Origin of the sequence: Streptococcus sp. 1032 (genome assembly GCF_013277015.1) — a bacterium.
Classification (GTDB): Bacteria; Bacillota; Bacilli; order Lactobacillales; family Streptococcaceae; genus Streptococcus.
In genome coordinates this window covers 82,153-94,913 of sequence record NZ_VMMD01000014.1, presented here as the reverse complement: position 1 = coordinate 94,913, position 12,761 = coordinate 82,153, and the positions used below count along the sequence as shown (strand labels likewise).

9 protein-coding genes are annotated in these 12,761 nt (G+C 42.8%); 1 reads left to right on the top strand and 8 read right to left on the bottom strand.

The features are described 5' to 3' along the window. The 4 genes from HT711_RS04610 to HT711_RS04595 all read right to left on the bottom strand — a co-directional run. Positions 1 to 515: PD-(D/E)XK nuclease family transposase (locus HT711_RS04610; RefSeq protein ID WP_173249775.1), on the bottom strand; the 515-nt coding region annotated here is incomplete at its 3' end. A 100-nt stretch (positions 516 to 615) separates the two neighbouring features. Next, a complete protein-coding gene (locus tag HT711_RS04605; RefSeq protein WP_173234291.1) occupies positions 616 to 2,304 on the bottom strand; it encodes an alpha-L-fucosidase in 1,689 nt (562 codons plus the stop codon). Between the two features lies 1 nt (position 2,305). Next, entirely contained in the window at positions 2,306 to 6,094 is a 3,789-nt protein-coding gene (locus HT711_RS04600; protein ID WP_173234294.1) for a sugar-binding domain-containing protein, read from the bottom strand. Between the two features lie 184 nt (positions 6,095 to 6,278). Next, positions 6,279 to 7,163 (bottom strand): SPFH domain-containing protein, encoded by an 885-nt coding sequence (locus HT711_RS04595; protein ID WP_004235732.1) that lies wholly within the window; start codon positions 7,161 to 7,163, stop codon positions 6,279 to 6,281. Positions 7,164 to 7,420: 257 nt separating this feature from the next. On the opposite strand from HT711_RS04595, the gene HT711_RS04590 reads away from it, so the two are divergent. Then, positions 7,421 to 8,278, top strand: a complete 858-nt coding sequence (locus HT711_RS04590) for a 5'-nucleotidase, lipoprotein e(P4) family (RefSeq protein WP_173234296.1) — start codon at positions 7,421 to 7,423, stop codon at positions 8,276 to 8,278. A gap of 974 nt (positions 8,279 to 9,252) precedes the next feature. Here the strand turns inward: HT711_RS04590 and adcA are convergent. The 4 genes from adcA to adcR are packed head-to-tail and all read right to left on the bottom strand — an operon-like array spanning position 9,253 to position 12,711. Then, complete coding sequence (gene adcA / locus HT711_RS04585; RefSeq protein WP_173234298.1) at positions 9,253 to 10,758, bottom strand: zinc ABC transporter substrate-binding lipoprotein AdcA; 1,506 nt, start codon at positions 10,756 to 10,758, stop codon at positions 9,253 to 9,255. 9 nt (positions 10,759 to 10,767) lie between these two features. After that, a complete protein-coding gene (locus HT711_RS04580) occupies positions 10,768 to 11,574 on the bottom strand; it encodes a metal ABC transporter permease (protein ID WP_000950030.1) in 807 nt (268 codons plus the stop codon). Beyond that, complete coding sequence (locus tag HT711_RS04575; RefSeq protein WP_001269496.1) at positions 11,567 to 12,271, bottom strand: metal ABC transporter ATP-binding protein; 705 nt, start codon at positions 12,269 to 12,271, stop codon at positions 11,567 to 11,569. Before HT711_RS04575 ends, HT711_RS04580 begins: the two co-directional genes overlap by 8 nt. Beyond that, positions 12,271 to 12,711, bottom strand: coding sequence for a zinc-dependent transcriptional regulator AdcR (gene adcR, locus HT711_RS04570; protein WP_001249308.1), 441 nt, complete (start codon positions 12,709 to 12,711; stop codon positions 12,271 to 12,273). The genes HT711_RS04575 and adcR overlap by 1 nt, the downstream gene beginning before the upstream one ends. Positions 12,712 to 12,761: the final 50 nt, after the last annotated feature.

The window sequence follows — 12,761 nt, the reverse complement described above, 5'->3', positions numbered from 1 at the left end:
GCCATCTTGACCAGATGGTTTTCTTGTCCATTGTTTGTGATGGTTAATACCTCACCTGTCGTGTCCTCGCGCATGCTGAAACTGTGGAAAGCTAGATCATCTTGGAAATAATTACTATCCACAATTGCAATAGCGTAAACAGGTGCTATGTGTTTGTAGCTTTGGTGGGTATCACCTTCACGCTGGCGAATTTTTTCAAGATTTTGATTGACCTGACTGCACAGGTAAGCCCACAGGCGATTGATGAAAAAATTCTGATGATGCACTTGAATCTCAATGATAACTTGGGTTCCATTGTCCAACTCAGCTAAGACATCAATACTGGTATAGAAATCCTGTGCCGAGTAGGGTAAAGAAGGCAAGACGTGAATATTGCTTCCCTCCAAAATGGTTACATTTTTTGCTGGCAAGTCCAGCATATCGCGGATAAATTGACAAGTGATTTCTGGATTGCTGAAAATTTTCTTAGCAACCAAATCATTGGTTGGGCTGATGCCCGGATGTCTTAAAGTCATCCATTTCCTCCTTCTATTATACCATAGTTTTAAATCTAATTTTGCTAGATTCGATGGTTCTATCTATTTATTCGGAAAAGAAATGAATTGTGAAGATATTTTATCTCGTTTCAACTAAAATATGAGCTTGATCAACCAACTGTCCATTAACAGTCAGATTTAGATAGAAATCTAAGGTCTTATCAGCAGCAAAATACAGGGTTGGTATGGTCAAATCTTTTTTGATTTCCCCTGCTTGGAATTGAAGGACTTGAATATCGTCCTGATAGGCGACACCATGGACACCTGTCCCCGGTTGAATCGAAATCTTAGCTTCCAAAGGAATATTACTTTCGCTACGTTCAATCCTAAAATGAAGAGTCTCTCCCTTTGCTACAGCTAGGCTTTTTTCTGCCAATGCTAGTCCCTGAACAACTTCTTTTTTTGATAAGCTAGGAGTTTTATAGAGTGAAATCTTGGTCAATACAGGTAAATCCTGTGAGTCTGTAATCATCACGCGCACCTTCTGTGCCTCTACTAGCGAACCTCGCAAGAGGCGTTTATGACCAATTGTAAAGCCCCTACCAAATTCCTGCCAGACGCCGTCCACCTCTATTTGCACATGAAAAGCAGCGATTCGTTGCCCTAGCTTCAAATCTTCTCTTAACTCAATTACATCAAAAGTTTTAGGAGAACCTAAGTCGAGTTCTAACTGGATTGGCAAGCCTACATCGCTTGCCCAAGAACTGGTCTCAAGGCCATCTGTCAGATGATGACAGGCAAAGTCTGCAGAAAGAGCTGGACCAGATACCTTGGCCCCCAGAGCCAAATCTTCTTTATAGAGCTCATTGCGATAGGCCGCAAATTCATAGAGGCGCTTGATATCTTTATCGTCAAAGAGCCCATCTTGATTCGGCGGAATATTGAGTAAAAGTGGCGTGCCTCGCCCTACTGAGTGAAAGTAGATTTCGACCAACTCCTCAAGTGACTTAGGATCCTGCTCTTCATGGTAAAACCAGCCTGGCCGAATGGAAACATCTGCCTCACCAATTGAAAAAATCGTACCCGAGGGATCCCCATGTTGAAGATAGTCCAACTCTGCTTCTGTCCCTAGTTTATCAGGATTCACCTTTTGCCACAGAGGATCACCTGCATATCCTCGTTCATTGCCAATCCAGCGGATACTGGTTCCTTCTGTTGAAAAAATCAAGCAATCGCCCTGCAGGTCACGAATGGTTTCAAACCATTTTTCAAATTCATAATTGACCTTTTGAGCGCCCTCTCCTCTGGCACCATCCATCCAGACCTCAGCAAATTTCCCTCCATTTCCATAGGCAGGATTTGATAAAATCTCCTTCAGCTGTGCCAGATAATAGGCATTATAGTCCGCTTCTCGGTCCACATGATAGAGAGGGCTGTGGGCATCCCAGGGTGACAGGTAGACCCCCATATCCATATCAAACTCTGTGGCAGCTTGGGATACTTCAAGGAGCAAGTCCCCCTCCCCATTCCTCCAAGGACTGGCCTTGACCGAATAATCCGTATAAGCCGTCGGATAGAGGACAAAGCCATCATGGTGCTTGACCACCAAAATCAACTTCTTAAAACCCGTTTCTTTGAGCACGCGAACCCACTCACGCGCATCTAACCTTGTCGGGTTAAATCGCCCAGGATCCTCCTGACCTGTCCCCCATTCCTGGTCATAAAAAGTATTAGGCCCAAAATGGATAAAGGCTGTTAGTTCATCCTCTAAATAAGCTAGCTGGGCCTGACTAGGCAAGGGGCCATGCGGTTTTATTTCTCTTACCATGTTACTTCCTATCTACATTTTTCTTTACTTTTTTTGCATACACTTGCAATTCTGTTAACGCTAGGGGACTGCTCAAGCCTTCAAATCGAAGACGAAGGGCATAAGTTTCCACCTTGTCAAATTCAAAACGAAGCCCTTCATCCTTGTCGCTTGAAACTTCTCGGATAGCTGATACAGGTCGCCAATTCTCCTCTTGCTTGAGCAGGGAATCCTTATCCAAATTGTTGGGAGTCCGAGGCAAGCTAGGTTCATTCCCTACATAATAATCGATAAAGGCCGGCTCAACAGCCACATAGTCTTGATTCTCAACATAATACAAGGTCAGGTTATCCACAAATCGCGGTTTTAAAATCCCTGCATCTCCAAACAGAATGCCGACATTGGCTTGATCTGACTTGGCAATCCAAGTATTGGCTGTTGATTTCTTACGTGCAATGACCTTGTCATTGAGATAAGAGGCTGGGTGATTTGGCTCTGAGTGAGAAGCAAAGACCAGAGGCAGGTTGGACCCTGTCCACTGATTGGAAATAACTTCTCCATCTACACTGGCATCTGTCACATGAATGGTGACTGTTGCTGGCAACTCACAGCCCGCTACCTGCCCTGTGAGCACACTTTCTCCTACCTGAGCATAGACTTGAGGTTCGAGTTCATCCCAAGTCACCTTGGCCGTATCTCGTCTACCATCTGATAAGACTAGCTTGACTCGGTCTGGTAAGTGTGGGGCTTCCTTGACAAGCGTCCAAACTTTTTCAGGCTCAATAGTGCAAATCCCTTGGACACAAACCTGAGCAGAGGCCTTTAAATCCAACTCCTCTAGCTGACCAGATACCGTAGACTCATGAAAGCTTTCCAAAGCTTCTTTAGGAATTTCCTCCCAGACAACCTTGACTCGTTTTGCATCGCCTGACTCATAGTCCACCAAGACCGAGGACGGAAGCTGTGGATAAGTCCCCTTAGCTGTATACAAGCGAAGTGGTCGTACAGAAACTGCCTGCCCTAGTGAGCTATTTTCTGAGACCTGCAAATGAGTTTGATAGGTCTTTCCTTGATAAATGGCGCGAATAGCCAAGTCCCCTGCAGACAAGCAATGAAGCACTCCCTGCTTGATAATGGCGTGGGCACTGCCACTCATCTCCCAAATCACTTCACTATTCCCCACCTTGTTCACAGGGTTATCCACAGTTTGTGGATAAAGTCCAATGGCTGGGGAATCCCCTTCTTGTAATTCTGCCTGCTTGTTCACTCGAATCTCAAACAAGCGCTTATTTTTCACTGGTTGGGTAGCCAAAGCCTCTCCCACTAAGAGATCAAAACTTGCTGGCTCTAGCCCTCTGGCACTGGCCTTTACTCTGACTAGACCTGCCTGCTCCAAGCTCTGAACTAAGAGGACACCTCTGCCATGAAAGGCTTTCCGCTTAAACCGACCATTTTTCTGAGCCTTGTAACGTTCATGACTGGCCTGCCTTCCATTATCCACACCCACAATACGAGCAGGGCCTTCAATTTTAAAATGAAGCTGATTGGAAGCAGTCGGAACCCAATTTCCAGCTTGGTCCAATACATCAAAATAGAGATAGAGGAGGTCTTGCCCATCTGGCTCCAGTTGTGATTTCTCGGCATGTAACCCAATCTTAGCAGGCTTACCTGCAGTCACCACCCTATCTTCTGCCACAAGCTGACCTTGACGGTCATAAGCTACAGCACGCAATTCTCCCGGTTGATAAGCCAAACGCCATTCAAGATAGAGTTGGCCAGAACCTTCTCCCTCTTGGTATTTTCTACCGCCTGAAGTCCATTTTTCCTGAAAAGTCTTTCTGCCTTGGGATTTCCCATTGAGAAATAGCTCTACTGAACCAGCATTTGAATAGACTCGAACAGGGATATCCCCATACTTATCCACAACTTGTTGATAACTCTTGTGGATTTCCCAATTCCAGTGAGGTAAGATATGAACCATAGGCTGCTGATCTAGGTCCACCCACTGACTTTGGTAAAGATAATAGTCATTTTTAGGAATCCCTGCCGTATCCACGATCCCAAAATAGGAACTCTTTACAGGCGTGTCATTTTGATTGTGCCAAGGAGTCGGCTCACCTATATAGTCCACTCCTGTCCAGATAAACTGACCCGCATAGTCTAGCCGATTTCTATCTGCTATCCAAGAAGCCGTCGCCGTCTTCCCCCAAGGAACCCGATCATTGCCATAGTCTGACTGTTCAAAATTCCGCACGTGGCGATTATCCCCAACCCATTCCTTAGCTGGGCGAAAATAGCTATCACGCGTTCGGGTAGCCGATGAGGTTTCAGACCCGTAAAGTCGCCACTTGGGATGTCTTTTACGAATCCTATCAATATTATCTTCCGAGTAATTCAAGCCTACCACATCCAGCAAATCAGCAATCTTTTCATGACCTCCAGAACCATCTCCAAAGCGGAACTGATCCATTCCCATGGTCACAAAACGGCTATCATCAACCTCCTTGACTCTTTCTAGCAAGCGTTTGATAGTCATCAATGAATGAGTATCGCCATCTGCTTCGCTGACTTCATTTCCCAAGGACCACATAAAAATCGCTGGATTGTTCTTACCACGTTCAATCATAGTGCGCAAATCATAATCTGACCAGAAATCGCCTGCTTTCGCTTCTGGATGAGTCGCTTCTTCCTCAAAAAAGCGACCATAATCATATTCTTTCTTGCCTCCATACCAGGTATCAAAGGCTTCTTCTTGGATGAGTAGGCCCATTTTGGCAGCTACATCCAGCAAAATACTACTAGCTGGATTATGGGTGATTCGAATCGCATTGACACCCATTTCCTTCATTTGGCGCAGGCGTCTCTCGGCAGCTGACCTGTTTTCCACAGCTCCCAGAGCTCCGTAGTCATGGTGCAAACAAACCCCATGAATCTTCAACCAGCGACCATTTAGAAAGAAGCCCTTATCCGCTTGCCAATCCATATAGCGGTAACCAAAGCTCTCCTCTCCTTCATCAACCAAAATGCCATTTTTGTAGATGCGAGTCTTCAACTGATAGAGATGAGGATGGTCAATATCCCAAAGCAAAGGTTGGAAAATTGATATGGCTTGTTGGAAAGAATATTTGTCCCCAGACTCAATCACTAGAGAGTCTGTCGCCTGCCAGTCTGACAGTTGCTGCCCATCATACCAGATACTCTGCTCCAAATACACCGACACGGACTGAAGTCCATCATTTGAAACCTTACTTGTAAGCTGGGTTTCCACCCAAGATTGCCTTTGCTCTTTGAGCTTGGGACTTTCTATCTTAATCCCATACAAATCCAGATGAACTGCATCTGTAATCAACAATTTCACTTCTCGGTAAACACCGCTACCCGAGTACCAACGACTGCTAGGTTGCTGATTCTCCACAAAAACCGCAAGCTGGTTGGCCGTCCCATCATTTCTTAGATAAGGCGTGATATCATAAGAAAAAGGCGTATAGCCACTGGGATAATAGCCCAACACTTGCCCGTTGATATAGACTTGAGCATTCATGTAAACCCCGTCAAACAACAAACGCACCGATACAAGACTGGCATCTTCTTCCAAGTAAAACTGCGTCCGGTACCAGGCTTGACCCCCGTTTAACTGACCACCCTCATTTTGCGCTGGCGAATACTGGTCAAAATCATTGTAAATACTCCAGTCATGCGGCACTTGAATGGCCTGCCAATTTTCCCTCTGAAAATCCGGCGCCAAGGCCTCTTCCTTCCCCACCTCTTGGCTAAAAAACCAGTGATTTCGTAAAACTTCTTCTCTTCTCATACAAGCATTCCTCTTTAAACGAATCGATATACTTGACTATAGCACAAAACAAAAGCGCTTTCAAGACTTCCTCTATCACTCCCTAAATCCTCAGAAAAGATTCTATAATTTGTGGAGGAGGATTTTAATCCTCAAAGCTACAAGGGTAATACAAAAAGAGCCTGTTGCCAAGCTCTTTAGTCTATTATTTCTTCTCAGCGCGAAGGGCTGACAAGATTTGTGTACGGATATCATCTACACCATTTGGAGTATTTGGTAAAAAGATAGTCTGATTTCCTTTAGAGGCAAAGGTATTCAAGGTATCCAAATACTGGTTGGTCAAAAGAATGGACATGATTTGTTCTTCTGTCATGCCAACATTGGCTTCCTTGAGTTCTGTGATAGACTCTGCCAATCCATCCACAATCGCCTTACGTTGTTGGGCAATCCCCACACCATGAAGGCGGTCTTTTTCTGCTTCGGCTTCAGCTGCAGTGACGATTTTAATCTTGTCAGCTTCTGCCAATTCTTGCGCTGCAACCCGCTTACGTTGCGCCGCATTGATTTCATTCATGGATTGCTTAACTTCTGCATCTGGTTCCACCTTAGTAATCAAGGTTTTCACGATAATATAACCGTAAGTTGTCATTTCTTCCGCCACTTGGTGTTGAACTTCAAGGGCAATCTCATCTTTTTTCTCAAATAATTCATCCAAGGTTAATTTGGGAACAGAAGAGCGAAGAGCATCTTCGATATAAGATTTAATCTGAGATTCTGGACGCATGAGTTTATAGTAAGCATCTGTCACGCTCTGCTCATTGACACGGTACTGAGTCGCCACATTCATCATAACGAACACATTGTCCTTGGTCTTAGTCTCAACCACAATATCGCTTTGCAACAAGCGCAACTGAATCCGCGCTGCAATCGAGTCAATCCCAAAGGGCAAGCGAATGTGAATACCACTATTGGCAACCTTTTGGTATTTCCCAAAGCGTTCAATAATCGCCACCGACTGCTGACGAACCACATAAACTGTACTCAGTGTGACTATCACCAATAGGAGCACACAAACCACCACAAAAATCATCAAAAATGTTGCCATTATTGCGACCTCCATCATTATTTTTCCTGTATTATAGCACATTTAAAGAAGGTTGTGCAGTTTTTACTGCGATTTTTCCTGAAATGTCAATAATTAGAGGTGAAACGACATTTCAAGTTAGCAATCGCTTTTTTCATTATATTAACTTCTATAGAATCTACATCCATAGTCAGAGAATGACTTGCCTTAACTTTTCTCTCGTGCTATACTATTTATTGAAATTAATGAATAGGAGATATTTCATGAAAACAGCAAAAACTACTGTTACAATCCTTTCTGCACTTGCTTCTGTCGTCTTATTGGCTAGTTGTGCAACAAAGTCTACAGAAACACAGACAAGCAATAATAGCTCATCTGATAATCAGATTACATTGACATATGACCAACTACGGTCAAGAGAAAACACTATGTCAACCCTTTGGTATCAAAAATCAGCTGAAACTAAAGCTTTATACATACAGGGTTATAACGTTGCAACAAATCACCTAAAGGAATTGCTCAAAACAGAATCAGACAAACCTTACTCTATCGTTTTAGACTTGGATGAAACTGTCCTAGATAATAGCCCTTATCAAGTACAAAATGTTAAAGACGGTACAGCATTTACACCCGAAAATTGGGATATTTGGGTTCAAAAAGCTACAGCAAAAGCTGTCCCAGGTGCCAAGGATTTTCTTCAGTTTGCTGATCAAAACGGTGTCCAAATCTACTATATTTCTGACCGCTCAGCTAATCAAGTAGATGCTACCATTAAAAATCTTGAAAGTGAAGGAATTCCTGTTCAAGGACGTGATCATCTCATGTTCTTAGAAAGTGGTGTAAAATCCAAAGAAGGTCGTCGCCAAAAAGTTCAAGAAAAAACAAATCTTATCTTATTATTTGGTGATAACCTCGTAGACTTTGCAGATTTTTCTAAGACTTCTGAATCTGACCGTGATAAACAACTTGAAGAATTGCAAAAAGAATTCGGTGAAAAATTCATCATCTTCCCAAATCCAATGTACGGATCATGGGAATCAGCTGTATACGGTGGTAACAAACTAGATGCTAAAGGTCAAGTAGAAGAACGCCAAAAAGCCTTGCAAGGTTTTGATAAATAAAACAAATAAACTAATTCTATATAAAATAAAGCTAACTTACAATCTTCAAAAAGTGGATAGGAAGGAATTCTGATAATCAGAAAACTTTCCTATCCACTTTTATAATTGATATAACATCAAACTTTTACACACCTGATACTATACGTTTTTTGATTTTAAAGATTTTTCTCTTAGATCCGATATTTCAAGAATTAAGTGCCCTTGATGATCTAAATTTATTGTGGTATACTATTTTGGTCATCGGTTACCGATTACGTTCCTATGGGTTCGTGAGAGGAGGTGAAACTAATGAGCCTTATCATAGAGCTCGCTCTTACTATTATAGCGGATGTTATAGCTGGAATTATCTTGTATTTCGTCTGCAGATGGCTAGATAGTAAGGAGTAGACCGACTGACTAGCCTATCAACACCCGTTAAATCGCTAAGATACGTAAAAAAAGCCCTTAACTACGGCCATAGTTAGGGGCTTTGGTGTTCTAATGAACCTTATCAATTAACTACATTCTAGCATATAAGTCCTAATATTTCAAGCATTAAGTAAGGTTGATGGTCTAAATTTATTGTGGTATACTATTTTGGTCATCGGTTACCGATTACGTTCCTATGGGTTCGTGAGAGGAGGTGAAACTAATGAGCCTTATACCTGAGATTGCTCTTACTATTATAGCGGACGTCATCGCAGGAATTATCTTGTATTTCGTTTGCAAATGGCTAGATGGTAAGAAGTAGACCGACTGACTAGCCTATCAACACCCGTTAAATCGCTAAGATACGTCAAAAAAGCCCTTAACTACGGCAATAGTTAGGGGCTTTGGTGTTCTAATGAACCTTATACACTAACAACATTCTAGCATATAAGCCCAGATATTTCAAGAGTTTTATTTATTTTTTAAAGTTCTGGAAAGGTCTATAATGAAGTTAGCCATCTAATATCTAAAAACCGACTAGCTCTTATGAACTAGTCGATTTCTCATCAATGCGCCAACATTTCTTGGGCGATTTCTTGTCCAGATAGGTTATCTGGGTAGTAGGTTGGCCAGTTATCCATTTCTTCAAAGAGGGCTTCTTGGCTTGTGCCTCCAAAGAAGATATGGAAATGTTCTGCCTTAACTGGGGCGATATTGTGGTCACTAAACTGAACATACTTGAACTGTCCAGCGTCCGCATCTGTCGCTTCAAAGAGGAAGCGCACACCACGATTGCCTTTCTTATAAGTCAAGATTTTCTTACCAACATACTTGTAGGTGAATTTCTTACTTTGTCCACCTTGAACAAATTCCATAGTGTTATCAGTGATGTTGATCTTAGTGACATCTGTCTGATAGCCTTTTGTATAGTAGGCCTTGTACTCAGCCTGAGTCATCTTACCAGTCAACTTAGCCTTGTAGTCAAAGACCTGATCAAAAGTTCCATCTTCAAGGAAAGGATAAACTGATTGCCAGTTGCCTGCATAGTCGCTCAAGGTGCGATCCTTGACGTCTGCATCTTCGAAGTAACCATTTTGGACTGTCTTGGTATCCTCTGCCTTTTCAGGCTCGATAGCTGGACCTTCTTGGTCTGTTGTTTGTTTCAAAGCTTTGAGGTTTTTCTCCATGATAGAGATATAATTTTCTCCCGCCTTGGTATCTTCTTCTGTCAGACTTTCTAAAGGATTAAGGACATCTGTTTTGACACCTGCCTCTTTTGAAAGTGTGTTAGCAAGAGCTTGTGAAGCATTTTCTTCAAAGTAGATATAGGCGATTTTATTTTTCTTGACGTACTCTGTCAATTCTGCCAAGCGAGCTGCTGATGGCTCTGCATCTGGAGAGAGACCTGAGATTGCGACTTGTTTGAGTCCATAGTCTAAGGCAAGATAGTTAAAGGCTGCGTGTTGCGTTACAAAGCTCTTTTGTTTGGCTTGAGACAAGCCTTCTGCATAAGCCTTATCCAAGGCTTGTAATTTTTCGATATAGGCAGATGCGTTCTTTTCAAAGGTCTCTTTTTTATCCGGATAATCTGCTGACAAGCTATCACGGATGTGCTCTACAAGTTTAATGGCACGGACTGGTGATAACCAAACATGGGGGTCAAACTCATGGTGATGGCCTTCTTCTCCATGGTCATGGTCTTCCTCTTCTTCCTCACCACCTGGCAAAAGCAACATATCACCTGTCGCCTTGATGGTTTTCACCTTTTTCTTATCCAAAGTATCTAGCAATTTAGGAACCCATGTTTCCATGTTTTCATTTTCATAAACGAAGGTATCTGCGTCTTGGATTTTGGCAACTGCCTTGGCAGACGGTTCGTATTCATGAGGTTCTGTACCAGCACCGATGAGGAGTTCTACATTAGCAGTATCTCCTGCGACTTGCTTGGTAAATTCATAGACAGGGTAAAAGGTTGTCACGATATTGAGTTTGCCATCTGCCTGTTTTTGATTGGAACAAGCCACTAAAAACAAGGCACATAGACTGGCTAGTAATAAGCTAATTTTTTTCATGTTCTTCTCCTATTTGATAAAACGTCTTACTAAACTGATTAGCAAGAAAACAGTTACAAAAATAATGGTAATACTTGCACTTGCAGGTGTTTCTGCATAGTAGGAAATGTAAAGTCCTGCCACCATTCCCAAAAATCCAATCGCACTGGCAAGTAGCATAACCGATTTAAAGTTTTTCCCCAGACGCAGGGCAATACTAGCTGGCAAGACCATAATGGTCGATACCAGAAGAGCTCCTGCAGCAGGAATCATAAGGGCAATGGCCACTCCTGTAACCATGTTAAAAAGAATAGACATGGTACGAACGGGCAAACCATCCACAAAGGCTGTATCCTCATCAAAGGTCAAGATATACATAGGACGAAGGAAGAGGAAGGTCAAAATCAAAACAACCGCCGCAATGACGAAGAGGGAAATGACCTGCTCTTCGCTGATAGTCACGATTGAACCAAAAAGATACTGGTCCAAACTCATTGAGCTAGAGCTTTTACCCTTGCTCATGACAATCAGAGAAACAGCCAGACCTGTTGACATAAGGATAGCCGTCCCGATTTCCATAAAACTCTTATAAACCGTACGGAGATACTCCAGAAAGACTGCCGCAATCAAGACAATAGCAATAGTGGAAATAGTCGGAGAAATCCCTAGTACCAACCCAAAGGCTACACCTGAGAGCGAGACGTGACTGAGGGTATCACTCATCAAACTCTGACGGCGCAAGATAAGGAAGGTTCCAAGAACTGGCGAGAAAAGACTCATGGCAATAACGGCCAGAAAGGCACGTTGCATAAAGTCATAAGATAACAAACTAAGCATGGCCCACCTCCTGATCATTCTCATGAACGTTGAAACAACGCCATGGCGAATCTTGGTTACGAACTAGATGAATATTGCGATCCGCATAGTCCTTAACTTCTTCAGGGTCATGGGTAATCATCAAAACAGCCTTGCCATGATGATGGGCGCTGTGGTGCATGAGTTCGTAAAATTCGTTTTTACTTCCTGCATCCATCCCCGTTGTCGGTTCATCTAGGATAAACACATCTGGGTCAGAAGCAAACATACGCGCAATCACCGCTCGTTGCTTTTGTCCTCCAGATAGAGACCCCAAGCGTTTGTCTCGGTGTTCCCACATACCAACTGAGTCCAAACTAGCCTTGATATGCTCCTCATCATGAGCATTCAAACGACGGAACCAACCTTTTCGCGGATAGCGACCCGACTTGACAAACTCATAAACCGTACTTGGAAAACCAGCATTAAAACTGGCAATCTGTTGAGGAAGGTAAGCTATTCTCAATTTCTTACCCTGCGTATTTGTCTTTGAAATGGTTACCTTACCAATGCGTGGTTGGAGGATTCCAAGACTGGCCTTGATCAGTGTCGTCTTAGCTGCCCCATTTTCCCCTGTCAAGGTAACAAATTCCCCACTATCAACACTATAATTGATATGTTCAAGAACTGGCTCCTTATCATAATAGAAGGACAAATCCTCTACCGTAATATATCTCATTATTTGATTTCTCCTACTAAAGCAGTCAAAAACCGCTGGATCACTTTTTGTTCATTTGGAGTAAACTGAGTCGCCACTTGTTCATAGGTTAAAAGCGTATGCTCATGGTGATGGTGGTGCTCCTCAGCGATTGGACGAGCTAAATCAGTCAACTGATAAAAAATCACACGCGCATCCTTAGGATCTTTAGATGTTTCCAACATCCCTTCCTTTACCAAAGACTTAATGGCCTTGGTAACTGCTGCCTGACTGACATTGAGGCGACGCGCCAATTCTGAATTTGTTAAAGATTCCTCTGACAAGAGCATGAGGATATGCTCCTGGGTATTAGTCAGAGCCACCTCGCTAGTACAATGACCTATTAGAATTTCATGCTGATTTTCCGCCTGCAAAATTACCTCATTCAAAAAAGCATCAATATCCTTCGCTAGCTGTCTCATATCTGACTCCTTTCCTTTTGAACTTCTCTTTTTTAAGAGAAAAATACTAT